Source organism: Nocardioides marmorisolisilvae, assembly GCF_003725775.1.
Classification (GTDB): Bacteria; Actinomycetota; Actinomycetes; order Propionibacteriales; family Nocardioidaceae; genus Marmoricola; species Marmoricola marmorisolisilvae.
Genome location: NZ_RJSG01000003.1, coordinates 329,326 through 353,132, shown reverse-complemented (window position 1 = coordinate 353,132; position 23,807 = coordinate 329,326). Strand labels below are relative to the sequence as shown.

Genomic DNA, 23,807 nt, shown 5'->3' with positions numbered 1-23,807 from the left:
TGCTCCTTCCGAGAGATTCAGACCCAGCCGGTCATCCGCTTGGCGCCCCGGCTCTTGCCGCCGGGGCCGAAACCGTCGAGCGGCAGGCTGGAGAGGTCGATGTCGATGTTGATGGCGCCCTCGCGGGTGGCCCCGCGCAGGACGTTGACGATCCAGGTGTTCAGGGAGCTGCCGTGCTTGGTGGCGAGCTCCTCGGCCTTGGCCTTGACGCTCTCCGGCAGCCGCAGCGTGATCCGGGCCGTGGCGGCGTCGTCCTCGTCCTCGACCGACGGGCCCGGGGCGGCGACGGCCTCCTCGGCCGGCATCGGGTGCGCGACCACGAACTCCAGCTCGCGTCCGGCGAGGCGGACGTCGACGGAGCCGCTGCGCATCTCGGTGGTGATCTCGGCGGCGGCCTGGGAGAGGGCCTCCATCAGCGCCAGCCGCATGCTCGGGTCCAGGGCCAGCGCGAGGCGCTCCGCGGCGTCGCGGATCTGCTCGTTGCCGGCGGCGGCGCTCTGGGCCAGGTCCTGGCGGAGGCGCTCGACGTACGGGGTGATGTCCATGTGCACCACGATGACATCATCATGGTGTCATGTCAACACCAATCTGACATCAGGGCGGCGTCAGGCGGTGTCATCGCTACGCTGCCGCCGTGCGCGCTCTCGGGATCCTGCTGCTGACGACCCTGCTCATCTCCGGCTGCGGAGGGACCTCGCCGTCGGCTCGCCCGACCCCGGGGAAGGCGTCCACGACGCCGGCGGACGACGGCCCGGCCCTCACCGTGACCGGGCGTGGCACCGGGGTGGATTGCCTGGAGAAGGTCCGCAAGGAGGACCTGGGGTTCTGGAGCGACACCCTCACGGCATCGACGCCGCTACGCATCACCACGGCGACGGCCGTCGGTCACGGCGTCCGGGTGCTCGGCGGACTGCTGCTGCCGGTCGTCGGCGGGAGCGTGAACTCCCTCGGGGTGACGGAATGGCCGCCCGTGGTCGACCGCGGTCTGCTCGAGGACGTCGACTGGCGGGCGCGAACGCCGATCTTCCGCACCGTGCTCCCGGTCCAGCGCGCGATGCTCCCGATGTTGCACGTCCACGCCGTCGGTGGTGGTCAGCTCGACGCGGTCGACCTCGGATACCGCACGGAGAGCGGAGCCACCGGCACCGTTCGGGTGACGATGGGCATCCGCTTCAGCCGCACGACCTGCTGATCAGTCAACCAGCGGCAGGGTGATCCGCGACGGGTACTGCGCCGAGTTGAAGATCTTGATGACCGTCAGCGTGGACAGGAGGTCCGGCAGGATCGGCGACAGGTGCGGGATGTCGAAGGCCTGGACGGCGATCCGCAGCCGGTGACCCGGCAGGATCTTCGCGCCCGTCGGGAAGATCTCGACGTCGACCGGGGCCACCGAGCCCTTGGGCAGCAGCTTCTTCGATGCCTTGGTGAACGGGTGGTACGGCTGGATCAGCTGGCCGTCGAGGTAGCGCGACTTCGCGGTGTTCAGCGCCCGCTGCGAGATGACCTGCCAGCCGCCGGACAGGCGGGAGACGGTGCCGTCCGGTGCCTCGTCCTCGACCGCGACCGAGAGCATGCCGTCGCCGGAGTTGCTGGAGACGTACAGCCGGGCGTTGATCGGCCCCTGAAGGGTCACTGCCTTGGTCACCGGCGCGGTGGAGAAGACGACCCCGGTCTTGTCGTTCCACTTGTTGTCGGTGTTGCAGGGGTTCGGGAACGGGAACTCGCTCATCAGGCCGGCCGTCCACTGGTCGGTCGAGCGGGTGCACAGACCCGAGACCGGGATCGGGTAGACCGAGGAGGACCCGGCCGTCACCGCTCCGGTGGTCAGGGACCCGGCCGCGCCGGCGGTCTTCGAGGTGCCGGAGAGCTTGTACGTCGCGGCGCTGCGGTCCTTCATCCAGCCCGCGCCCGACTTCCAGGCGCCGGTGCCCTGCTCGTAGTAGGTCATCGGCGGGATGTCGGAGTCCAGGGTCGGGTCCGCGATGCCCTTCACGTAGTGGTCGAACCAGCGCAGCTTGAGCTCGTCGAGCGAGCCCAGGCCGGCCTTCGCGACCTCACCGCCACCCGAGGCCTGGAGGTGGTTCCACGGGCCGATGATCAGCTTGGTCGGGATGCCGCGCTTCTGCAGGTTCTCGAAGAGCAGCGGGGTCCCGCGCTGGAACAGGTCGTACTCACCGCTGACGAAGAACGTCGGCACGTTGACCTTGTTCACCACGTTGATCGGCGAGCGCTGGGCGTAGAACGGCCCGTCGTACGCCGGCTCCTGGCCCGCGAACGCCTTGAGGATCAGCGGCAGCGTGAAGGTCCCGGCGCCGGCGAGGTGCTGGGCGAGCGCCATCAGCGGGCTCGCGTCCGACGGCGGGGCCGTCGGCGGGATCAGGCCGGTCACCGTGACCAGGCCGAGCCACAGCGGGATGAAGCCGATGTCGATCTGCCCGCCGGAGGCCACCACGTCGCGGTAGACGTCCGCGGCCGGCACCTGCGGGAAGATCGCCTTCAGGCCGTCGGGCTGGGCCGCGGCGGCGAACATCTGCGCGATGCCCATGTAGGACGGGCCGTCCATCGCGGTCAGCCCGTTGCTCCAGGACTGTTCGTGGGCCCACTGCATGACCTCGCCGAAGTCCTTGTCCTCGCGGCTGCAGAACGCGCACCACTGGCCGGCCGACGTACCGGTTCCGCGGGCGTCGACGGTCAGCTGGGCGTAGCCGCGCTGCACCAGGTACTTCGGGTCGCCGCCGGCCAGGCCGCCGGCGTACTGCTGGACGCCCTTGTTGTAGGCCGTGATGGTGGCGATCACCGGGAACTTCTTGTCGATCGCCTTGCCGTCGGCGTCGGCCGGGAGGGTGAGGTCACCGCGCAGCACGACGCCGTCGTCCATCGGGATCTTCAGGTCGTGCAGCGTGACGGTCTTGGGGTACTGCACGTCGCGCGCGGTCCACTTGGCGGCCTGGGCGGCGCTCGCGGTCCTGGCGCCGGCGGCGACCTTCTTCTCGCTCCCGGACGCCTCGTGGCGGGCCTGCTGCTGGGCGGCGGACTTCTCGGTGCCCGAGGCCTCGTGCCGGTAGCTGTTCGCCGCGCTGCCCGAGCCGGTGCTCGCGTGGTGCGCGGCTGCGAAGGCGGCAAAGCTGCCGGCGGTCAGGGTCAGGGTGGCGACCGAGGCGGCGGTCAGCCGGGTGAGCTTGCGCATACGAGTGATTCCTCCCGGTGTGTCGGGAGATCAACGAGACCTCGCGACGCAAAGTTACGGAACCGTAGCAATGGCCCGGCGCCCGGCGGGAGAGCGTCCAGTCCGCGATCCAGGGGGAACGGCAAGGGCCGTGCCCGTCGGTGACGGACACGGCCCTGGTGCTCGGCCTGACGTGGACAGGTCAGATGTCGAAGAGTGACCCACCCTCGGGGATCTTGGTGTCGGTCTTCGGCGTGTGCGCCTCGCCCGAGCTCGGCGCCGCCGGCTTCTCCTCGGGAGCGGTCTCGGCCGGGGCCTCCTCAGCTGCGGCCTCGGGCTCGGCCTCGGCTTCTGCGGGGGCTGCTTCAGCCTCGGGCTCGGCTTCCGGGGCAGCCTCGGCCTTCGGCTCCTCCTTCGGAGCCTCCTCCTTGGCGGCGGCGACGATGTCGAAGAGCGAGCCGCCGCTCCCGAGATCGGCCTTAGGAGCCTCTGCCTTCGGAGCCTCCGCCGGAGCGGCCTTGGGCTCCTCGGCCTTGGGCTCCTCGGCCTTCGGCTCGGCAGGCGCCGCCGGCGCGGCCTCGGTCGGGGCGACGTCGAACAGCGATCCCCCACTGCCCAGGTCGGCCTTCGGCGCGTCCGCCTTCGGGGCTTCGGCCGGAGCGGCCTCGGCCTTCGGCTCGGCGGGCTTCGCCGGCTCGGGCGCCGGGGTGTCGAACAGCGACCCGCTCGACTCGGCAGGCTTGGCGGCCTCCGGGGCCGGGGTGTCGAAGAGCGAACCACCGGACGCGGCCGGCTTGGCGGCCTCCGGGGCCGGGGTGTCGAACAACGACCCACCGGACTCGGCCGGCTTGGCAGGAGCAGCAGCCTCCAGCGCGGCGTCGAAGAGCGAGCCACCCGCGGCAGCCTTCGCCTTGGGCTCGGACGACTTCTCCTTCTTGCCCTCGCCCTTGACCGAGGCCAGCAGCAGCTGGGCGACGTCGAGGACCTCGACCTCCTCGCCGGCGCGGCCGGCGTCCTGCTCGCTGGTCAGGCCGTCCTCGAGCATCGTGCGGCAGAACGGGCAGCCGACGGCGATCTGGTCGGCGCCGGTCTCGACGGCCTCGACGGTGCGGTTCACGTTGATCCGCTCGCCGATCGTCTCCTCCATCCACATCCGGGCACCACCGGCACCGCAGCAGAAGGAGCGCTCCGCGCTGCGCGGCATCTCCTTGAACTCCGAACCCGGGATGATCTCCAGGAGCTCGCGCGGCGGCGAGTAGACCTGGTTGTGGCGACCGAGGAAGCACGGGTCGTGGTAGGTGATCTTGCGGGTCGGGCCAGGAGCGGCGACCGGGGTCAGCTTCTTCTCGCGCACCAGCCGGTTCAGCAGCTGGGTGTGGTGCACGACCTCGAGCTCGATGCCGAACTCCTTGTACTCGTTCTTCAACGTGTTGAAGCAGTGCGCACAGGTGGAGACGACCTTCTTGACCTTGTGCTCGTTGAAGGTCTCGATGTTCTGCTGGGCGAGCGCCTGGAAGACGAACTCGTTACCGGCACGGCGAGCGGAGTCACCGGTGCAGGTCTCGCCGTTGCCGAGGACGGCGAACGAGACGCCGGCCATGTCGAGCAGCTCGGCGACCGCGCGGGTGACCTTCTTGGCCCGGTCCTCGTAGGCGCCGGCGCAACCGACCCAGAACAGCCAGTCGACCTCGGTCAGGTCCTGGACGTCCTCGCCGACGACCTTGACCGGGAACTCCAGACCCTGCGCCCACTCCATCCGGGCGTTGGGGTTCATGTTCCAGGGGTTGCCCTTGTTCTCCAGGCCCTTGAACAGACCGTTGAGCTCGGCCGGGAAGTTCGCCTCGACGAGCACCTGGTACCGGCGCATGTCGACGATGTGGTCGACGTGCTCGATGTCGACCGGGCACTGGTTCACGCAGGCACCGCAGTTGGTGCAGGACCAGAGCACGTCGTTGTCGATGATCGCGCCGCCCTCGGGGTGCCAGGCGTACTCACCCTCGGAGACGCCGACCAGCGGGCGCTCGGCCTCGGCCAGGGTCTTCGCGTCGAGCTCCGCGCGCTTCTCCTCGCTGCCGGCCATGATGTACGGCGCCTTCGCGAACGCGTGGTCGCGCATGTTCATGATCAGCATCTTGGGAGACAGCGGCTTCTCGGTGTTCCAGGCCGGGCACTGGGACTGGCAGCGGCCGCACTCGGTGCAGCTGGCCATGTCGAGCAGGCCCTTCCACGAGAAGTCCTCGATGGACCCGATGCCGAGCACCGTCTCCTCGTCGAGCTCCTCGACGTCCTCGAGGGTGATCGCCTTGCCGTCCGAGATCATCGGCTTGACGGCACCCAGGGCGACCGGGCCGTCGGGGCGCTTGAACATGACGTTGATCGGCGCGATGAAGATGTGCAGGTGCTTGCTGTGCAGCACGTCGATGAGGAAGACCAGCATGATGCCGATGTGCAGCAGCAGGCCGATCCCGATCAGGGTCTGGCTGTCCGGGAGGATCTTGCCGAGCCCGTAGGACACGAACGCCCACTTGCCGTAGCCCTCGTGCGAGTTCTCGGCCATCACGTGGGCCTGAGCCGCGCCGCGGAACAGGAACATCGTCCAGATGACGTTGAAGATCATGATGAGGACGATGTAGGCGCCGCCGAGGTGCGAGCCGGAGAACCGGGACTTGCGACCCAGCTTCGCGGGCTGGTTGCGCATCCGGATGAAGTAGAAGGTGACCAGGCCGACCAGGCAGAGGACCGCGATCAGGTCCTGCAGGAGGCCGAGCGGGCCCCACTTGCCGATGAACAGGAAGTGCCAGTCGGGGTTGCGCGAGATCAGCGCGCCGTAAGCCTCGACGTAGACGGAGGCCAGGATCAGGAACGCGTACATCACGAACGAGTGCGCGATGCCGGGGATCGACCACTTGAGCAGCTTCTTCTGCCCGAGGACCTCGACCAGCTGGCTCTTGAGGGCCTGGCTGAGGCGACCGGTGACGCCGGCGATGCGGTCCGGGGCCGGCTTGCCGCTGGTGATCAGCCGGAACAGGAAGAGGACGCGCTTGAAGGCCAGCGGCAGGATCACGATGTTCAGGATCAGACCGAGGATCAGGGTCGTCGTCATACTCAAAGCGGTCACTCCAACCTGTAGGCCCAGAGGGCCGGCGTACCCGTGGTTTTCGGGGAGAAGACTACGGGTCGGCGCACTCGGCGGTCATGCCGAGACGATGTGATGAACGCTACCCACAGGTAACTTCGTTTACGCAGGTCAGGGCACCCTTACCGGATCCAGGCAGCTGGACAGGAAGTCCACGAGCGAGCAGAACTGCGGTGCCCGGGCCGGTGTGTAGCCGGCCGGGACGCCGTTCGCCGCCGTGATCGCCTGGTACGCCGCCACCGCGTCGGTGGGCACCCGGGTCAGCGTCGGGTCGTGCAGCACGTCGACGGTGTAGAGGCCGAAGCGCGGCTCGTAGCTGCCCCACTCGTAGTTGTCGGTCAGGCTCCAGTAGTTGTAGCCGATCACGTTCATGCCGTCGGCCTTCGCCCGCTCCAGCCAGTAGACGGTGTCGCGCAGCTGGTCGGCGCGATCCCAGCCGTCGGCGCGCGGCAGTCCGTTGTCGGTCGGCATCCCGTTCTCGACGACGTACAGCGGCTTGGTCGGGAACTGCCGCGCGTAGTGCTGCAGCACGTAGTAGATGCCCTCGGGTGCCAGGCTCGCCTTCCAGAACTGGCCGTTGAAGGCGTTCAGGCCGGAGGGGTCGGTCAGCGCAACGGGGTAGTAGTAGTCGACGCCGACGAAGTCCATCCGCGACTTCACCCGGTTGAGGAACAGCGTGTCGATCAACGTCTCGGCGGTCGGGATGTAGGCCACGTTCGAGGTGACCATCGCGCCGGGCTGGTGGGCGTGGATGTAGTCGTAGATCCCGTTGTGCGCCTGGACCAGGCGGTTCATGAAGACGGTGAGCAGCAGCGGGTTCAAGCCGCCGTTCTGCGACTCCTTGAGCCAGTAGGCGAACGGCTCGTTGATCGTCACCCACAGCGGGTCCGCCGACGCGTACCGGTCGACGACGCGCTTGGCCTCGGCCAACCAGTCGTCGACCATCCCGGCACGGGCCCAGCCGCCCTTGTCGGCCTCCCAGCCGGGGTAGACCCAGTGGTCGAGGGTGATCATCGGCCGCATGCCCGCGGCCTTGATCGCCGCAACGACGTTGTCGTAGAAGGCCCAGGCGGCCGGGTCCTGGTGCCCGAGGCTCGGCTCGACCCTGGCCCACTCGACGCTGAAGCGGAACACCTTCACGCCGAGGCCCTTGGCCAGGGCGATGTCCTCGGTGTAGCGGTGCAGGAAGTCCACCGAGGTCCCCACCGGGTCGTACTTCGCGTTGCCGGCGGCGTACCGCGACCAGTTGCTGTCGGGCGAGTAGCCCTCGGACTGGAAGCCCGCGCTCGCGGTACCCCACAGGAAGCTCGACGGCAGCGGCGGCGGGTCGTTCGAGGCCGACGCGCCCGCGGTCCCGGCCCCGGTGAAGGTGACCGCCGCTAGCAGTGCCAGTGCTGCCGAGGTGAGTGCCGTCCTGCGCATCGGTGTCCCCTAGCTGATCGAGGTGAGGTGGCCTGCCTTGTCGAAGTTCACGGCGAGCGAGCCGCTGGTGGTGCAGTAGGTGAAGCGCTGGTCGAGACGCCGGTGCGGCTGGCCGACCTTGTTGAGGACGGACCACCAGCTGTCGCCGTTGCGGAGGGTCGATCGGAACCAGGACGCGGAGCGCTTGTACGACGGGGTCGAGCACGCGTCCGACTGGATGCCGTAGGCGCGCTCCCACATCTGCAGGTACGCCTCCGGGCCACGGGTCATGTCGGTGACGATGTCCGGGCCCGCCTGCATCTTCAGGTCCTGGATCCAGTCCGGGTACAGGCCGTAGTGGGCGACGCCGTCCTTGTTGATGTCGTAGGTCTTCTGGCCGCTGGTCTGCTTGTAGATCTTCACGCCGCCCAGACCGGTGAACGGGTAGGTGACCGGGTTCTTGGCAGCGTCCGGGCGCGGGTTGCCCTGCGCGCCGAGGCCGTTGATGTCGGCACCGAAGCCGATGCCCCAGTAGATCGCCGGGTTGGCCCAGGTCAGGTGTCGCTTCCACTTCTCCACGAAGCCGTTGCTGTCGCCGGCGTACGGGGTGATGAAGCCCTTCTCCTGGTAGATCCGCGGGTAGGCGTCCGGGGTGGACCACGAGTGGCTCGAGACCACGCCCGGGTAGCCGAGCTTGTCGATCAGGTCCAGCGACTGCTTGCGGGCCTTGACGCTCATGTGGTCCGGGTCGAACAGCATGTGCCGCTTCACCATGCCCTTGATGGTGTCCGCACCGAGCGGGGTCAGGCCGAGGGTGTTGCAGTGGTGCTTGGCCGGGTAGAGCGGGATCGCCGGAATCAGGTCGAGGATGTTCTTCACGCCCGGGGCCGCCTTGAGGATCGCGCCGAACAGCGCGTCCTGCGAGGGGATCGGAGCGGAGTTGCTCTGGTCCTTGTCGTGCACCTCGGGGTCGTTCGGGTCGCAGGTGGTCATGTGCCACGGCGACCCGGTCTCGAGGGTGTTGGCTGCGTTGACCAGGTAGCCGGTCGTGCCCTCGTCACCGGCGACCCCGGCGAGCGCGTTGTCGAACTTGTTGACCAGCTCCATCTGGGTGACGCCCATCTTGCGCACCGCGGTGAGCTGCTTCTCGATCGAGGCGGCGGTGCAGGTCGGGCGGCCGAAGTGGGTGTGGCAGCCGAAGAGCACCGAGGTCTCGATGCCCATGACCACGGCCATCTTCCCGGAGTTGATGACGGTGCGGGCCTGCTCGGGGTTGGTGACGATCCGGTACCAGCCCTTGCCCGGACCGCCGTGCTGGGCGTCGATGTACTGCTCCATCAGGTGCATGTCGTGCGCCTGGAGCCGGATCGAGGTCATGTCGTCGCAGGAGTTGCGCTTGCGCGGGTAGATCATGCAGAGCTGGTTGTTCTCGACCAGCAGGTTCACCAGCACCCGCTGGCCCGCCCGCCAGTTGCGCTCCATCCACTTGTAGTAGGTGCCCTCCTGCGTGAGGGCGTCCGGAGCCGGCCAGTCCTTGAAGGTCGGCCAGCCCTTCGGGTCCGCACCCGGCTTGCCGGAGAGGAAGCCGCCGACCGCGCCGCTGCCGACCGCGTCGACACCGGTGCAGCCCTTGAGCGCGACGGTCACGCCCCACGGCGACCACGGCCGACCGCAGTGCAGGTCGCCGCCGAGGAACTCGAACGCCATCCCGTGGGTGTGGGCGTCGATGTAGCCGCGGGTCTCCTGGAAGCTGGTCACGCCGGCGGTCGGGTCACCGACCACGTTGGTGCTGATCTCCGGGAACGCCGTGCACCCGGTACGACGGACCGGGGTGACCTGCGTGGTCGTGCCCGGCGAGGCGGCGAACGCCGCGATCCCGTGCGAGTTCGCCAGGTAGCCGGAGCCCGGCAGCTGCAGACGGAAGGAGCGGGCGCCGACCTGGGTCACGGTCCAGTTCACGCTCGGACCGGGCTGCGCGGTGCTGAAGGTGGCGAGGCCCTTGCCGCCGAGGAAGGTGCTCGACTTGGTCATCACCAGGTAGTGGCCCAGCGAGCTCGGCTTGAAGTAGAGCGGCGCGGCCGAGTCGCGGCTGGCGCCCTTGAAGCCCGAGGTGGTCAGCCACTTGCCGGTCGCGGTCGACTGGAGGCCGTAGCAAGCGTTGAACAGGTTGTAGCGGTTCGTCGGGATGCTCGGCTGGGACGGGTCGACGGCGACGTGCTTGAGCGGCGCCGGGGTCTCGGCGCGCTGGGCGGCCGCGGCGCGCATGTTGCGGCTGGCCTGCGCCGGGGTCGTCGGGTCGGCCGAGTCCTTGTCGGTGGTCGGCGCGGACCGCGACACCGAGTTCTTGGTGGCCGGGTCGTTGTCGTTGTGCGGCGGCGTGCCCGGGTCGTGGGCGTGGGTGCCGTCGGCGTTGTAGACCGTGTTGTCACCGGTCTTCTTGGTGGTGTTGGCCGCCGTGGCGGCGTACGACTTCTTCAGCTCGTCGGCGGAGCCGCCGCCTCCGCTCTTGTTGATCGCGATGGTCGCGGCCACGACCACGATCGAGACCCAGACCACGAGGGCGAGTCGGAGGTTTCCGCGCATGACGACCTGTTCCCTTGTTTCCGCACCGGTGAGTTCCTCAACTCAACGACGTGTAGCCAATCAGGGTCACGCGGGAATGTGAACTGGTCTCACTTTCCGGGAAGCAGCTTGCGAGCGACGCTGACCGGTGCGGTCGCGAGATTCACCAGCGGCTCGACCTTGTCGACGATCTCGTTGAGCCGGATCGCGACCGAATTGAGCTGGTCCGCGGCGTCCGAGAAACGGTCGAGGGAGTCGTTGAACCGGTTGAGAGCTGCGTTGAAGTCCGCGAGGGCAGCGCTCAGGGCGACCGTGGTCTGCCCGATGTCGGCCACCGTCTCGTCGACGGTGAGCAGGGTCTTGGCCCGGGTGCGCAGGGTGCGCCGACCGGCCTCGATGGGGTCGTTGTCGGGCGTCTCCATGCGCGGAGTCTGCCCGATCAGTGCCCGCCGACGCGACGGGTCAGCGTCGCGGCGGTGGCGCGGACGGCTTCGGCGACAGCAGCCCGGTCCACCGGCCCGTCCTCGGCGAAGGTGACCGCCACCCCGGCGAGCGGCAGGTCGTTGTGGTCGAGCACGGGCGCAGCGACCGAGGCGAAGCCGGTGGTGACCTCGCCGTTCTCGACCGCGTAGCCGCGCTGCCGGGCCTCGGCGAGGATCGTGCGCAGGGCACTCAGCGACTGCGGGCCGATGCCGGTCCGCTCGACGAAGGAGTCCTTGTCCGGGTAGAGCGCCCGGACCTGGGCCTGGGGCAGCGAGGCGAGGATCGCGCGGCCGCTGGCGGTCAGGTGGGCCGGCAGTCGTACGCCGACGTCGGTCACCAGCGACGGCTTGCCGTGCGCCCGCTCCTCGATCACGTAGAGGACGTCGCGCCCGTGCAGAACCGCCAGGTGCGCGGACTCACCGACCTTGTCGGCGAGCGCGGCGAGCGGCCGGCGGGCCAGGCGCTGAAGCGGTGCCTGGCGGGAGTAGCCGCTGCCGACCTCGAACGCGGCGACCCCGAGCCCGTAACGGCGTTCGTCGACCAAGTGAGTGACGAAACCTTCCTCGGCCATCGCGGTCATCAGGTGGTACGCCGTCGAGCGCGGCAGCGAGCAGGCCCGCATGATCCGGTCCAGCGGCACCGGGTCGGGCTGGCTGGCCAGGAACTTCAGCACGCGCATCGCCTTGGTGGCGGCGGGGACCTGACTCATGGTTCGGAGCCTAGGGCCGGTCTGGGATCCGAGACCAGAGTCTTGTCGGCGGGACCTGCCAGAGTGCGGTCATGGAGGACTTCAGCTTCACCGCCGAGCTCTGGCAGTGGGAAGCCCAGACGACGTCGTCCTGGTTCTTCGTGTCCCTCCCGGCCGACCTCGCCGACGACCTGCGGATGGAGGCCGGTCCACCACGCGGTTTCGGCAGCATCCGGGTCGAGGTCGTGATTGGCTCGTCGGTCTGGAAGACGTCGGTGTTCCCCTCGGACGGGACCTTCGTGCTGCCGGTGAAGAAGCCGGTACGGGTGAAGGAAGGGATCGATCCGGGCGACACCGTCGAGGTGAGTGTTCGCCCGATCGACGACTAGCTGAGGTCCTTGCCCTGAGGAGGTCGCGCAGCGACCGTCTCGAAGGGTCGCTCGTCCTTCGGCACGAACCCGAGCGCCAGCAGCGGGAAGACCGCACACAGCGCGAACGCGGTCGGGTGTCCCCACTGGTCGATGACCACTCCGGCGACCGGACCGGTGATCGCGGCCGTGAGGTATTGGGCGGTGTTCTGCACGCCGAGCGCCCGGCCCGACCAGAACGGCCCGGCCCGTTCGGCGACCGCGGTGAACGACAGCCCGTTGTCGGCGACGGTGACCGCGGTGGCCAGCAGCATCAGGGCCACGGCGATCGACCAGTGGCGGCCGGCGGTGAGTCCGAGCGCGGCCATGGTCAGTGCAGCCGCCACGGTGACCCAGCGCAGCACGCGCGTCCGGCTGCCGACGCGATCGGAGATCGCGCCGACGAGGATCCGCGAGCCGGCGCCGAAGACCTGGGCGAGCGCGACCATCGTTCCGGCCGCTCCCGGCGACCAGCCGCGGTCGTCGATGAGCCAGACCAGCGCGAAGGTCCACACCATGAACTGCGGCACCACCAGCAGCACCGAGACCCCGTGGATCCGGGTCAGGAAGCTGTCCTCGCGGTAGGGGTTGGGTGCGGTGCCCGCGGAGCGCTCGGGGCGCGGCGGGTCGAGGATGACGATGAAGACGAGGACCGCGGCGATCGCCGCAGCGAGGGTGGGGACCCACAGCGCCGTGTCGATGCCGTGTCGGTCGGCGATCACGGCGATGGTGATCGCGGCGACGCCGACGCCGATCGGCTGGGCGGTCTGACGGATCCCCATCGCCAGGCCGCGTTGACGCGGGGGGAACCAACCGACCACGACGCGACCGCTGGCCGACCCGGTGCTGGCAGCGGCCGCTCCGCCGAAGAACAGCACGACGCCGAGCACCCAGGTGCTGTGCACCTGGGTGCTGATCAGTCCGGCGACGAAGGTCGCGCCCAGGCCCGCGAGCAGCGCGAATCGCTCCCCGAAGCGGTCGACGATCCAGCCCCACGCGACCAGCGTCGACATCACACCGAACATCGACGCACCGGCGACCAGGGCCGCCGTCGGCAACGACAGTCCGCGCTGCTCGTGCAGTGCGGGGATCAGGAAGGCCGGTCCGTGGATGGTGACCGCGGCTGCCCCTTGGGCCGTCGTGCTCACCGCGAGCATGGCCCACCGGCGTCGGGTGCCGACGCTGGCGGGGTCGAGGACCGTGGTCACGTTTTCACGTTAGGGCTCGTTCCGGGCCTGCTCGGTCCGGATCTTGCAGAGTGGCCGGTGACATGTCTCTCGTGACGGGGATCGAACCGATCTCGGGTTTGAGACGTAGGAGGGGACGCCGCACTGGCCCGGACCGGTGCCGTCGCAGTTGGCTTGAACCATGACACCCACGCCTTCTCCGGTTCAGGTCGGCACCGGTCCGGTTTCCTTCGCGGACGTGATCGCCGTGGCTCGGGACGGCGCTCCCGTGTCGCTCACCGCCGAGGCACTGGCCGCCATCGAGCAGGCGCGCGCCGTCGTCGACAAGCTGGCCGAGGAGCCGACGCCGGCGTACGGGATCTCGACCGGGTTCGGTGCCTTGGCCACCCGGCACATCCCCACCGAGATGCGGGTCCAGCTGCAGAAGTCGCTGGTCCGCTCGCACGCTGCCGGGTCGGGTCCCGAGGTCGAGCGCGAGGTGGTGCGCGCCCTGATGCTGCTGCGGCTCTCGACGCTGGCGACCGGTCACACCGGCATCCGCTCGGAGACGGCGCAGCTGATCGCCTCGTTGCTGTCGCACGGGATCACCCCGGTCGTGCACGAGTACGGGTCTCTCGGGTGCTCCGGCGATCTGGCGCCCCTGTCGCACTGCGCGCTGGCGCTGCTGGGCGAGGGCCAGGTCCGCGACGCCTCAGGCACGCTGGTGCCGGCTGCCGAGGCCCTGGCAGCGGCCGGACTGGCGCCGGTCGAGCTCGGCGCCAAGGAAGGTCTGGCTCTGATCAACGGCACTGACGGCATGCTCGGCATGCTGGTGATGGCGCTGACCGACCTCGAGGTCCTGATGCGGACCGCGGACATCGCGGCCGCGATGTCGGTCGAGGGCCAGCTCGGTACTGACCGGGTCTTCGCGCCCGAGCTCCAGGCGATCCGGCCGCACCCCGGCCAGGCCGACTCGGCCGCGAACCTGGTCGCGATCCTGCGCGACAGCGGTGTGGTCGCCTCGCACCGCGGTCCGGACTGCAACCGGGTCCAGGACGCGTACTCGCTGCGCTGCTCCCCGCAGGTGCACGGCGCCGCCCGCGACACGTTGGCGCACTGCTCGACCGTGGCGACTCGCGAGCTGGCCTCGGCCGTCGACAACCCGGTCGTGATCGAGGATCGCGTCGAGTCCAACGGAAACTTCCACGGAGCACCGGTGGCGTACGTCCTAGACTTCGCCGCGATCGTCGCCGCCGACGTCGCCTCGATCAGCGAGCGGCGTACGGACCGGTTCCTGGACAAGGCGCGCAACCACGGGCTGCCGCCGTTCCTCGCTGACGACCCCGGCGTCGACAGCGGGCACATGATCGCCCAGTACACGCAGGCCGCGATCGTCTCCGAGCTCAAGCGGCTGGCCGCACCCGCCAGCGTCGACTCGATCCCGTCGAGCGCGATGCAGGAGGACCACGTCTCGATGGGCTGGTCCGCGGCCCGCAAGCTGCGCCGGTCCGTCGACGGACTCACCCGGGTGCTCGCGATCGAGGTGCTGACCGCGGCCCGCGCCCTCGACCTCCGGGTTTCGACAAGCTCAACCAACGAGATGTTGCCCGCGCCGGCGACGGCTGCCGTGATCGCCCTGCTGCGTGACCGAGGCGTGGCCGGCCCTGGACCTGACCGGCACCTGTCGCCGGAGATCGAGACCTGCGTCGAGCTCGTCCGGAGCGGCGCCGTCCTGGCAGCCGTCGAGTCTGTGATCGGAGACCTGCGATGACCAACCACCGCCTGCCCATCCACGCCGCCCACGGCACCGAGCTCACCGCGCGTTCGTGGCAGACCGAGGCGCCGCTGCGGATGCTCATGAACAACCTCGACCCGCAGAACGCCGAACGCCCCGAGGACCTCGTCGTCTACGGCGGCACCGGCAAGGCGGCCCGTAGCTGGGAGGCGTACGACGCCCTGGTGCGAACGCTGACCACCCTCGCCGACGACGAGACGATGCTCGTGCAGAGCGGCAAGCCGGTTGGCGTGATGCGGACGAACGAGTGGGCACCCCGTGTGCTGATCGCCAACTCCAACCTGGTCGGCGACTGGGCCAACTGGGAGGAGTTCCGGCGTCTCGAGGACCTCGGCCTGACCATGTACGGGCAGATGACCGCGGGCTCGTGGATCTACATCGGCACCCAGGGGATCCTGCAGGGCACCTTCGAGACCTTCGCCGCGATCGCGGACAAGAAGTTCGGCGGCACCCTGGCCGGCACGATCACGCTGACCGCCGGGCTCGGCGGCATGGGCGGCGCGCAGCCGCTCGCGGTGACGATGAACGACGGCGTCGCGATCTGCATCGACGTCGACCAGTCCCGGATCAGCCGGCGCATCGAGCACCGGTACCTCGACGTCCAGGCCGACTCCCTGGAGCACGCGGTCGAGCTCGCGGTCGAGGCTCGCGATGCCCGCAAACCGCTATCCATCGGCGTTCTCGGCAACGCGGCCGTCGACTTCCCGGCGCTGCTCGCCAGCGGTGCGCCGATCGACATCGTCACCGACCAGACCTCCGCGCACGACCCGCTGTCCTACCTCCCGGCAGGCATCGCGTTCGAGGACTGGCACGACGCCGCCGAGCGGGACCCGGAGGGCTTCACCAAGGAGGCGCAGGCCTCGATGGCCGCGCACGTGCGGGCGATGGTCGAGTTCCAGGACGCCGGTGCCGAGGTCTTCGACTACGGCAACTCGATCCGCGACGAGGCCCGCAAGGGTGGTTACGACCGGGCGTTCGAGTTCCCCGGCTTCGTGCCGGCGTACATCCGGCCGTTGTTCTGCGAGGGCAAGGGCCCGTTCCGGTGGGCCGCGCTCTCGGGCGACCCCGCTGACATCGCCGCGACCGACCGCGCGATCCTCGAGCTCTTCCCGGACAACGAGCGGCTGCGCAGATGGATCAACATGGCCGGTGAGCGGGTCTCGTTCCAGGGCCTGCCGGCACGCATCTGCTGGCTGGGTTACGGCGAGCGCCACCTGGCCGGGCTCAAGTTCAACGAGATGGTGGCCAGCGGCGAGCTGAAGGCTCCGATCGTGATCGGGCGCGACCACCTCGACTGCGGATCGGTGGCTTCCCCGTACCGGGAGACCGAGTCGATGCTCGACGGGTCCGACGCGATCGCCGACTGGGCGATCCTGAACGCCCTGGTGAACACCGCGTCCGGTGCGACCTGGGTGTCGTTCCACCACGGCGGCGGCGTCGGCATGGGTCGGTCGCTGCACGCCGGTCAGGTCTGCGTTGCGGACGGGACTGCGCTCGCCGCGCAGAAGATCGAGCGCGTGCTGACCAACGACCCGGGGATGGGCGTCATCCGGCACGTCGACGCGGGCTACGACCGCGCCACCGAGGTGGCGGGGTCACGAGGCGTGCGGATCCCGATGCGGGAGAGTGCGGCTTTCGACCACGCGGACGCCCTGGTCGACGAGATGGAGGACGAGTCCTTCCCGGGCAGCGACCCGCAGTCGAACTGGGCCGGTCCGGACCACCACTGACGTCGGTTCTGATCAACTCGGTCGTACGGCGAGGCCCTGGGCAGCCATCTTGATCAGAATCAGCCGGTACGGCGGCCGCGCCAGGCGGCGACCTCGGCCTCGATGTCGCGCAGCGGTGTGATCACCGGTGGCCCGCCCTGGAGCTGGCGCCGGGCATTCACCACTCTCCTGTTGAACGCTTCGAGCTCCTCGCGCACGCGTGTCTCGGTCGCGAGCTTGTCGAGCCGTGCGTCCAGCTCCCCGTCGTCCTTGCGCAGCTGCAGCGCCTCGGGCAGGACACCGGTGATGTTCTCGCGCTCGATGAACTTCTTCAGCCACCAGTTCGGGTCCGAGTCCATCGGCGGCAGCGGCTTGCCGGCGCCCGGCAGGTTGTCGAACTCGCCGCGGGCCATCGCCCGTTCGATCTGCAGGTCGACCCAGCGCGCCTGCTCGCGGATCCGCGCCACGGCTGCCGCGTCGCCGGTGCGGTCGTCGCGGTCGCGGGTGCGGTCCTGTGTCTCGGGTCGGTCGTCGTCGTTCACGATGGCAACGACGGTACCGGCCGACCCGAGACCTCCGAAGGGTCAGCTCTTACGAGCCGAGAACAGCAGGTACTCCCAGGCCATGGTGCCGTCGGCCTCGAAGTGCGTGCCGGCGAGCTCCGCCAGCTCGGCGTCGAGCGCCGCGACCTTCGCCGGGTCGTCAGCGATGTTCTTGTACACGCCGATCGTCGGTCCGTAGCAGGCCTTGAAGTAGTCGCGGAACTCCTCCGGCGAGGCGAACGCGGTGACCCGCAGACGCTCGACGACGGCCTTCACGTCCTCGACCCGGTCGCCGAGCAGCGCCGTCACGTGGTCCAGGTCGCCCCACAGCGGAGGCGGCTGGGCACCGGCCGGCGGCGGGGCGGCGTACGGCTTCATCGCGGCGAACATCTGGCCGATGAACCCCGACGGCGTCCAGCTGAGCAGACCGAGGGTGCCTCCCGGGCGGAGCACCCGGACCAGCTCGTCGGCCGACTCCTGGTGGTGCGGCGCGAACATGACGCCCACGCTGGAGATCACCGCGTCGAAGGACGCGTCGGTGTACTGCAGGTGCTCGGCGTCCGCGACCTCCCAGGTCAGCGAGACGCCGGCGTCGGCAGCCTTCTTCTCACCGGCGACCAGCAGCTCGGGCGTCAGGTCGCTGGCGACCACGTCGGCGCCGAGGGCAGCGGCCGGGATCGAGGCGTTACCGGAGCCGGCGGCCACGTCGAGTACGCGTTGGCCCGTGCTGATGCCGGCGAACTCGACCAGGCGGGGGCCGAGGTCGCTGATCACGTCGACGGTGAGCCGGGGGTAGTCGCCCCACGCCCACATCGTCGCGTGCTTCTTCTTCCGCTCGCTGTCCGCGAGCTCTGCCTGGTTCGTCGTTGAACCGATGTCCGTGGTTGTCATGCCTCCAATCTGCTGTCCGCGGCGGTCCGCAACTAGTTCACGATCTGTACTAGTGCGGGCCTCGAGACGGCGGTGTACTGGTTGTCGAAGGAGGTCGACCATGCCGTCGTACGGACAGTTCTGCCCGGTCGCCAAGGCGATGGAAGTGCTCGACGAGCGCTGGACGCTGCTCATCATCCGCGAGCTGCTGCTGGGCAGCACGCGGTTCAACGAGCTGCGTCGCGGAGTGCCGAAGATGTCGCCAGCGCTGCTCTCCAAGAGGCTGCGGGCGCTCGAACGCGCCGGGGTCCTCGAGCGCACCGAGGACAAGGGCTACGCGCTCACCGAGAGCGGCTTGGAGCTCAAGCCGATCGTCGACGCTCTCGGTGCCTGGGGCGTGCGCTGGATCCCGCAGATCGGTGAGGCCGACCTCGACCCGCACCTACTGATGTGGGACGTGCGCCGGACGGTTCCGGTCCAGAACTGGCCGCGCGCCCGCACCACGCTCGCCATCGACTTCGACGACGTGCCGGTGAAGAACCGGCACTGGTGGCTGGTCGTCAACGGCGACGAGGTCGACTCCTGCGACGCGGATCCGGGCTACGAGGTCGACGTCCGGATCGCGACCAGCCTGCGCGCCTTCACCGCGATCTGGCGTGGCGACCTGGCGTGGCCGGCGGCGCTGCGCAGCGGGGCGGTCACGCTCGAAGGCTCTGCGTCGCTGCGACGGCAGGTTCCCGACTGGATCGGGTCGTCGTTGCTGTCCGCGACGCCTCGCCCGGTCAGCGCCTGAGGGTCAGGTCGCCGGCTCGGAGTCGCCGTACATCGGCGAGGCGTACCAGATGGTGCGGTGGTACCAGTTGCCCGGACCGAGCCGGGGCGGCGAGCAGACGATCAGCGCGAGCTGCGGCGGGCCGTCCTGCACGTAGTACTCGTAGGAGCCCTGGGACGCGACGATCACCGTGCGCTTGGTGACCTTGTAGCAGAGCGTCTCCCACTTACCGAAGACGACGATCCGGTCGCCGACGTGCAGGTTCGCGAGCAGGTGGTTGCCCATCGCGCTGCCGTCGGGCCAGGTGTGCGCGTTGAAGAGCGCGTTGCCCTTGCGCTCGCCCGGCTTGATCGTCGGGGCGTCCCAGGCGAACTCGGTCTTGCCGACGTTCGACAGGGGCGGGGCCTGGGGGACGTTGTTGCCGTCCCTCGGCAGGGCCAGCACGTTGGCGTGGTCGGCCACCCCCGCGATCGAGATCTGCTTGGGGACGAACGGCTTCTGGGCCGGGTTGCCGCACACGTTCGGGCGCAGCGTGGTGCCGGCGACGATGTCCTGCGCGGCGGGGACGGGAGTCGGCTTGGCGACCGGGTCGGCCTTCTTGGCGTCCGGCCAGAGCGTCCAGGCGAGTGCGATCACCGTGGCGACGATCAGCGCCACCAGCGCTGTGCGCCTGGCGGCATCGTCTCGTCGGCTCATGGAACAAGCGTAAGAGGTCGCCGAAGGTCCCGCGGACGAACCGGGCCGATCGAGACGATCTCGTATGTGAGACCGGCCCCCGGCACGGCGCGTTGACCGTCGCCGGTCCTGACGGTGGACTTGGGAAGTGCCCGGTCGCGCTTCAGCCCCAGCTGCCGCGGTGCACCACGTCGTCGAGCGGCTTGCGTGCCCGGCGCGCCGGGGAGCCGGCGTTGCCGGTGTCATCGACCCGGTGCCCGAGCGTGATCACCCCGACCGGGTCGAAGGCGTCACCGATCGCGAACTCTGCGCGGACCGCCGGCACCCGCTCCGGCGGGATCCCGAAGAAGCAGGCGCCCAGGCCCTCGTCGACCGCGGTCTGCAGGATCAGCAGGGAGGCCATCGCCGCGTCCATGTGCCAGAACGGAACCGTCCAGCGGGCCTCGTCCTCGTCGGTCCAGCCCTTGTCCGCCTCGGCGTAGCGCTTGAGGTAGGCGGCCTTGCTCGAGCACGGCACGATCACCACGGGCGCGCGCATCATGCCGGTCAGCCAGTCGTCGGGTGCGGCCAGCGACGCGGGGTCGGTCGTCACCGTCCACCAGCGGCGCACGTCCTCCGGGGTGTCGAGCACCAGGAAGCCCCAGCCCTGGCTGAAACCGGCGCTGGGTGCATGGGTGGCGTTGCGCAGGGCACGGTCGACGACAGCCGGGTCGACCGGCCGCTCGGCGTAGTTGCGGATCATCCGACGGCGGTCGACCACGTCCTGGAACTCCATGTGGGTGAGCATGCCTGACGACTTCGAGCGGATGTGGAGCGACCTCGCGCCTCTCGGGCGGTCGCCGTCGAGCGGCGGCTACTTCCGGCAGCCGTTCTCGGGCTCCGAGCGCGAGTGCCACGCGTGGTTCGTCGAGCAGTGCGCCGCCCGCGGGCTCCGGCTCGAGCACGACGGGAACGGCAACACCGTCGGCTGGTGGGACGCCGGCGACGGGCCGGCGGTGCTGACCGGCTCGCACCTGGACTCCGTCCTCGACGGCGGCGCGTACGACGGACCGCTGGGCGTGGTCTCGGCACTGGGCGCGATCGACCTGATGCGCGAACGGGGCATCACTCCGGCGCGACCGATCGGTGTCGCCGTCTTCGCCGAGGAGGAGGGTTCGCGGTTCGGGCTCGCCTGCCTCGGCTCACGCCTCGCCACCGGTACGACGACCCCTGACCAAGCGCGCGCGCTGACCGACCGTGAGGGCGTGCGGATCGAGGATGCGATGGTCGAGCGCGGTCTGGAACCCCAGCTGGGCAAGGCCGACTGGCTCGACGACGTCGGGTGCTACCTCGAGCTTCACGTCGAGCAGGGCCGCGACCTCGTGCACCGCGACGCACCGGTCGGTCTCGCCTCCGCGATCTGGCCCCACGGTCGGTACCGGTTCGACTTCGCCGGCGAGGCCAATCACGCCGGGACCACCGCGATGGCGGACCGGCACGACCCGATGCTCACCTACGCGATGATGGCGCTGGCTGCGGCCAAACAGGCCCGCCTCGCCGGGGGTCGTGCCACCTTCGGGAGGCTCGACGTCGGTCCCAACGCGACGAACGCGGTGCCGTCGCGGGTGACGGCCTGGCTCGATGCCCGCTGCGAGAGCGACGAGGTCCTCACCGAGCTGCTGGCGGTGATCGAGAAGCAGGCGGGTGAACGCGCCGATCGCGACGGCACCACGGTCGCGGTCGCCGCGGAGTCGGTGACGCCCGAGGTGCGTTTCGACGAGGACCTGATCGCCAGGCTGGTTGCCGGTCGCCCGGTGATCCCGACCGCCGCGGGCCATGACGCCGGAGTGCTGGCGACGGCGGGCATCCCCAGCGCGATGCTGTTCGTGCGCAACCCCAGCGGTGTCTCGCACTCACCGGCCGAGACGGCGGAGACGGCGGACTGCCTGGTCGGCGTCGAAGCCCTCGCCGATGCTCTGGCGGAGCTGGCCCGGTGAAGTACCTCCTCGAGCACGCACTGGTCGACGGAGTGGTGCTGCACGACGTCGGCATCGAGATCGAGGCCGGGACGATCACCTCGGTCGACACCGCGCCGTGCCCGGACACGCTGAACGAGGTGGTGCGCGGACTCACGATCCCGGCGCTCGCCAACTGCCACTCGCACGCGTTCCACCGCGCACTGCGCGGACGGACCCAGGCCGAGCGCGGCACGTTCTGGACCTGGCGCGACCAGATGTACGCCGTGGCCGCGGAGCTCACCCCGGACAGCTACTTCGCGCTCGCGCGGGACGTCTACGCCGAGATGGTCGCGACCGGCATCGGCGCGGTCGGCGAGTTCCACTACCTCCACCACCAGCCCGACGGCACCCCGTACGACGACCCGAACGCGATGGGGCGGGCGCTGCTGGCTGCCGCCGACGAGGCCGGCATCCGGATCCGCCTGCTCGACACCTGCTACCTCGCCGCTGGCATCGGTTCCCCGCCCGAGGGTGTGCAGGCGCGGTTCAGCGACGGGGATGCGGCGCGGTGGGCCGAGCGCGTGGCTGCGTTCGACGACGACCGGGTCGGGATGGCGATCCACTCGGTGCGCGCGGTCCCGCGCGACCAGCTGGCGGTGGTGGTCGAGGCCGCCGCCGGACGTCCGCTGCACGTGCACCTGTCCGAGCAGGTCGCCGAGAACGAGGCCTGCATCGCGGCGTACGGGATGACGCCGACACAGGTACTTGCCGAGGCCGGAGCGCTCGGCCCGCTGACCAGCGTCGTGCACGCGACCCACCTGACCGCCGGCGACGTCGTGCTCCTCGGCGACGCCCGGGTCTTCGCCTGCTTCTGCCCGACGACCGAACGCGACCTCGCCGACGGGATCGGTCCGTCGCGGGCCTTGCACGATGCCGGTGCGCGCCTCACGCTCGGGTCGGACAGCCATGCGGTGATCGACCTGTTCGAGGAGATGAAGGGCGTCGAGATGCACGAGCGACTGCGCACCCAGCAGCGCGGCCGCTGGAGCGCGGCCGAGCTCGTCAGCGCGGCCGCGGCCGACGGCCACGCCTCGCTCGGGTTCGCCGACGCCGGCCGGATCGCGGTCGGGCAGCGTGCCGACCTGCGGGTCCTGGACCTCGACTCGTGGCGGCTCGCCGGCACCGGTGCCAGCGTCGAGTCGGTGGCCTTCGCTGCCACCGGGGCCGACGTACGGCCGTTCCCCGGAGGTCGGTGATGGGCGCCCTGCTGCTGACCGGCATCGGTGAGCTGGTCACCAACGACCCGACTCTGGGCGACGGATCGGCGCTCGGCCTGATCCACGATGCCGCCCTGGTCACCGAAAGTGGCCGGGTGACGTGGGTCGGCCGTGCAGCCGATGCACCGGCGGCGGACGCTGCGCAGGATCTCGCGGGCCGGGCGGTCGTCCCCGGCTTCGTCGACTCGCACTCCCACCTGGTCTTCGCCGGCGATCGCGGTCCGGAGTTCGTCGCCCGGATGGCGGGGGAGAGCTACGCGGCCGGTGGGATCCGCTCGACGGTCGCCGCCACCCGGTCAGCTCCCGACGAGCTGCTCACCGCGAACGTGGCCCGGCTCGTCGCCGAGATGCGTCGCCAGGGAACCACGACCGTCGAGATCAAGAGCGGCTACGGGCTCACCGTCCACGACGAGGCGCGAGCCCTGGCGATCGCCGGCGCGTTCACCGACGAGACCACGTTCCTCGGCGCGCACGTCGTCCCGGCGGAGTTCGCGGACGACCCGGCCGGCTACGTCGACCTGGTGACCGGCCCGATGCTCGAGGCCGTCGTCGAGCACGCCCGCTGGATCGACGTGTTCTGCGAGACCGGCGCGTTCGACGCCGACCAGGCGCGCGCGATCCTGCTCGAGGGGCGCGCTCGCGGTCTCCAGGGCCGGTTGCACGCCAACCAGCTCGGGCCGGGCCCGGGGGTTCAGCTGGCCTGCGAGCTCGGCCTGGTCGCGGTCGACCACTGCACCTACCTCGACGACGCCGATGTCGCAGCGCTGGCCGGGTCCGGAACCGTCGCCACCCTGCTCCCGGGCGTCGAGTTCAGCACGCGCTCGCCGTACCCGTCGGGGCGCCGGCTGATCGACGCCGGGGTGCGGGTCGCGCTGGCCAGTGACTGCAATCCGGGCTCCTGCTACACCTCCTCGATGCCACTCTGCATCGCGCTCGCGGTGCGGGAGATGGGCATGACGCCGGCCGAGGCGCTGGGGGCCGCCACGCTCGGCGGTGCCCAGGCGCTCGGGCGGGACGACGTGGGGCGGCTGGCGGTGGGCGCACGTGCCGACTACGCCGTTCTGGACGCTCCGTCGTACGTGCACCTGGCGTACCGGCCCGGGGTTCCGCTGGTCGCGGAGACCGTGGGCGGCTTCCGCGCTTAGACCGGCCTCCTGAGGTAGGTAAGGCACCCTCCCGCGAGGAATAGGGCACCCGCCCGATGTGACCGCCTACCTCAGA

General features: G+C 70.1%; 20 protein-coding genes. 8 read left to right on the top strand and 12 right to left on the bottom strand.

Annotated features, from left to right (window positions below):
• Positions 1-17 precede the first annotated feature (17 nt).
• Complete coding sequence (locus EFL95_RS17120) at positions 18-545, bottom strand: toxin-antitoxin system HicB family antitoxin (protein WP_246005014.1); 528 nt, start codon at positions 543-545, stop codon at positions 18-20.
• An 89-nt stretch (positions 546-634) separates the two neighbouring features.
• Here EFL95_RS17120 and EFL95_RS17115 point away from each other — a divergent pair, with 89 nt between their 5' ends.
• Entirely contained in the window at positions 635-1,192 is a 558-nt protein-coding gene (locus EFL95_RS17115; RefSeq protein ID WP_123235307.1) for a hypothetical protein, read from the top strand.
• On the opposite strand, the gene EFL95_RS17110 is transcribed toward EFL95_RS17115, so the two are convergent.
• From EFL95_RS17110 to EFL95_RS17085, 6 genes are all read right to left on the bottom strand, one after another.
• Positions 1,193-3,187 (bottom strand): CocE/NonD family hydrolase, encoded by a 1,995-nt coding sequence (locus EFL95_RS17110; protein WP_123235306.1) that lies wholly within the window; start codon positions 3,185-3,187, stop codon positions 1,193-1,195.
• A gap of 181 nt (positions 3,188-3,368) precedes the next feature.
• Entirely contained in the window at positions 3,369-6,269 is a 2,901-nt protein-coding gene (locus tag EFL95_RS17105; RefSeq protein WP_123235305.1) for a (Fe-S)-binding protein, read from the bottom strand.
• A 144-nt stretch (positions 6,270-6,413) separates the two neighbouring features.
• The gene (locus tag EFL95_RS17100) at positions 6,414-7,724 is read right to left on the bottom strand and encodes a family 1 glycosylhydrolase (RefSeq protein ID WP_123235304.1); all 1,311 of its coding nucleotides are present in this window, start codon (positions 7,722-7,724) and stop codon (positions 6,414-6,416) included.
• A 9-nt stretch (positions 7,725-7,733) separates the two neighbouring features.
• The gene (locus EFL95_RS17095) at positions 7,734-10,286 is read right to left on the bottom strand and encodes an amidohydrolase family protein (RefSeq protein ID WP_123235303.1); all 2,553 of its coding nucleotides are present in this window, start codon (positions 10,284-10,286) and stop codon (positions 7,734-7,736) included.
• An 89-nt stretch (positions 10,287-10,375) separates the two neighbouring features.
• Positions 10,376-10,687 (bottom strand): hypothetical protein, encoded by a 312-nt coding sequence (locus tag EFL95_RS17090; RefSeq protein ID WP_123235302.1) that lies wholly within the window; start codon positions 10,685-10,687, stop codon positions 10,376-10,378.
• A 17-nt stretch (positions 10,688-10,704) separates the two neighbouring features.
• The gene (locus EFL95_RS17085) at positions 10,705-11,457 is read right to left on the bottom strand and encodes an IclR family transcriptional regulator (RefSeq protein WP_123235301.1); all 753 of its coding nucleotides are present in this window, start codon (positions 11,455-11,457) and stop codon (positions 10,705-10,707) included.
• A 71-nt stretch (positions 11,458-11,528) separates the two neighbouring features.
• Here EFL95_RS17085 and EFL95_RS17080 point away from each other — a divergent pair, with 71 nt between their 5' ends.
• Positions 11,529-11,825, top strand: coding sequence for a DUF1905 domain-containing protein (locus EFL95_RS17080; RefSeq protein ID WP_123235300.1), 297 nt, complete (start codon positions 11,529-11,531; stop codon positions 11,823-11,825).
• On the opposite strand, the gene EFL95_RS17075 is transcribed toward EFL95_RS17080, so the two are convergent.
• Complete coding sequence (locus EFL95_RS17075; RefSeq protein WP_246005013.1) at positions 11,822-13,051, bottom strand: MFS transporter; 1,230 nt, start codon at positions 13,049-13,051, stop codon at positions 11,822-11,824. The two genes, EFL95_RS17080 and EFL95_RS17075, sit on opposite strands and share 4 nt — an antisense overlap.
• A gap of 160 nt (positions 13,052-13,211) precedes the next feature.
• Between EFL95_RS17075 and hutH the strand changes: the two genes are divergently transcribed.
• Complete coding sequence (gene hutH / locus EFL95_RS17070) at positions 13,212-14,780, top strand: histidine ammonia-lyase (protein ID WP_123235299.1); 1,569 nt, start codon at positions 13,212-13,214, stop codon at positions 14,778-14,780.
• The gene (hutU, locus tag EFL95_RS17065; RefSeq protein ID WP_246005012.1) at positions 14,777-16,534 is read left to right on the top strand and encodes a urocanate hydratase; all 1,758 of its coding nucleotides are present in this window, start codon (positions 14,777-14,779) and stop codon (positions 16,532-16,534) included. Before hutH ends, hutU begins: the two co-directional genes overlap by 4 nt.
• Positions 16,535-16,593: 59 nt before the next feature.
• Here the strand turns inward: hutU and EFL95_RS17060 are convergent, their stop codons facing one another.
• Together EFL95_RS17060 and EFL95_RS17055 are read right to left on the bottom strand one after the other, a co-directional pair.
• Positions 16,594-17,055, bottom strand: coding sequence for a DnaJ family domain-containing protein (locus EFL95_RS17060; RefSeq protein ID WP_246005011.1), 462 nt, complete (start codon positions 17,053-17,055; stop codon positions 16,594-16,596).
• 42 nt (positions 17,056-17,097) lie between these two features.
• On the bottom strand, positions 17,098-17,946 hold the full coding sequence (locus EFL95_RS17055) for a class I SAM-dependent methyltransferase (protein ID WP_123235298.1): 849 nt from the start codon (positions 17,944-17,946) through the stop codon (positions 17,098-17,100).
• 100 nt (positions 17,947-18,046) lie between these two features.
• Between EFL95_RS17055 and EFL95_RS17050 the strand changes: the two genes are divergently transcribed.
• Positions 18,047-18,718 (top strand): winged helix-turn-helix transcriptional regulator, encoded by a 672-nt coding sequence (locus EFL95_RS17050; RefSeq protein ID WP_123235297.1) that lies wholly within the window; start codon positions 18,047-18,049, stop codon positions 18,716-18,718.
• Positions 18,719-18,721: 3 nt separating this feature from the next.
• On the opposite strand, the gene EFL95_RS17045 is transcribed toward EFL95_RS17050, so the two are convergent.
• A complete protein-coding gene (locus EFL95_RS17045) occupies positions 18,722-19,393 on the bottom strand; it encodes a class F sortase (RefSeq protein ID WP_183407237.1) in 672 nt (223 codons plus the stop codon).
• A 142-nt stretch (positions 19,394-19,535) separates the two neighbouring features.
• Positions 19,536-20,159 carry a nitroreductase family protein gene (locus tag EFL95_RS17040; protein WP_246005010.1) on the bottom strand — a complete coding sequence of 208 codons (624 nt, stop codon included), beginning with the start codon at positions 20,157-20,159 and terminating at the stop codon, positions 19,536-19,538.
• On the opposite strand from EFL95_RS17040, the gene EFL95_RS17035 reads away from it, so the two are divergent.
• From EFL95_RS17035 to hutI, 3 genes are read left to right on the top strand one after another with little or no spacing between them, the layout of a single operon-like run.
• A complete protein-coding gene (locus EFL95_RS17035; protein ID WP_123235295.1) occupies positions 20,158-21,348 on the top strand; it encodes an allantoate amidohydrolase in 1,191 nt (396 codons plus the stop codon). The two genes, EFL95_RS17040 and EFL95_RS17035, sit on opposite strands and share 2 nt — an antisense overlap.
• Positions 21,345-22,565: a formimidoylglutamate deiminase gene (locus EFL95_RS17030; protein ID WP_123235294.1), complete on the top strand. Its 1,221-nt coding sequence runs from the start codon at positions 21,345-21,347 to the stop codon at positions 22,563-22,565. Before EFL95_RS17035 ends, EFL95_RS17030 begins: the two co-directional genes overlap by 4 nt.
• The gene (gene hutI / locus EFL95_RS17025; protein WP_123235293.1) at positions 22,565-23,731 is read left to right on the top strand and encodes an imidazolonepropionase; all 1,167 of its coding nucleotides are present in this window, start codon (positions 22,565-22,567) and stop codon (positions 23,729-23,731) included. The genes EFL95_RS17030 and hutI overlap by 1 nt, the downstream gene beginning before the upstream one ends.
• The last annotated feature ends 76 nt before the right edge of the window (positions 23,732-23,807 follow it).

Bases quoted from the DNA above. Each gene is read 5' to 3' on its own strand.
- EFL95_RS17120 (WP_246005014.1), bottom strand. From the start codon at position 545: ATGGACATCACCCCGTACGTCGAGCGCCTCCGCCAGGACCTGGCCCAG.
- EFL95_RS17110 (WP_123235306.1), bottom strand. From the start codon at position 3,187: ATGCGCAAGCTCACCCGGCTGACCGCCGCCTCGGTCGCCACCCTGACC.
- EFL95_RS17105 (WP_123235305.1), bottom strand. From the start codon at position 6,269: ATGACGACGACCCTGATCCTCGGTCTGATCCTGAACATCGTGATCCTG.
- EFL95_RS17100 (WP_123235304.1), bottom strand. From the start codon at position 7,724: ATGCGCAGGACGGCACTCACCTCGGCAGCACTGGCACTGCTAGCGGCG.
- EFL95_RS17095 (WP_123235303.1), bottom strand. From the start codon at position 10,286: ATGCGCGGAAACCTCCGACTCGCCCTCGTGGTCTGGGTCTCGATCGTG.
- EFL95_RS17090 (WP_123235302.1), bottom strand. From the start codon at position 10,687: ATGGAGACGCCCGACAACGACCCCATCGAGGCCGGTCGGCGCACCCTG.
- EFL95_RS17085 (WP_123235301.1), bottom strand. From the start codon at position 11,457: ATGAGTCAGGTCCCCGCCGCCACCAAGGCGATGCGCGTGCTGAAGTTC.
- EFL95_RS17080 (WP_123235300.1), top strand. From the start codon at position 11,529: ATGGAGGACTTCAGCTTCACCGCCGAGCTCTGGCAGTGGGAAGCCCAG.
- hutH (WP_123235299.1), top strand. From the start codon at position 13,212: ATGACACCCACGCCTTCTCCGGTTCAGGTCGGCACCGGTCCGGTTTCC.
- hutU (WP_246005012.1), top strand. From the start codon at position 14,777: ATGACCAACCACCGCCTGCCCATCCACGCCGCCCACGGCACCGAGCTC.
- EFL95_RS17055 (WP_123235298.1), bottom strand. From the start codon at position 17,946: ATGACAACCACGGACATCGGTTCAACGACGAACCAGGCAGAGCTCGCG.
- EFL95_RS17050 (WP_123235297.1), top strand. From the start codon at position 18,047: ATGCCGTCGTACGGACAGTTCTGCCCGGTCGCCAAGGCGATGGAAGTG.
- EFL95_RS17045 (WP_183407237.1), bottom strand. From the start codon at position 19,393: ATGAGCCGACGAGACGATGCCGCCAGGCGCACAGCGCTGGTGGCGCTG.
- EFL95_RS17035 (WP_123235295.1), top strand. From the start codon at position 20,158: ATGCCTGACGACTTCGAGCGGATGTGGAGCGACCTCGCGCCTCTCGGG.
- EFL95_RS17040 (WP_246005010.1), bottom strand. From the start codon at position 20,159: ATGCTCACCCACATGGAGTTCCAGGACGTGGTCGACCGCCGTCGGATG.
- hutI (WP_123235293.1), top strand. From the start codon at position 22,565: ATGGGCGCCCTGCTGCTGACCGGCATCGGTGAGCTGGTCACCAACGAC.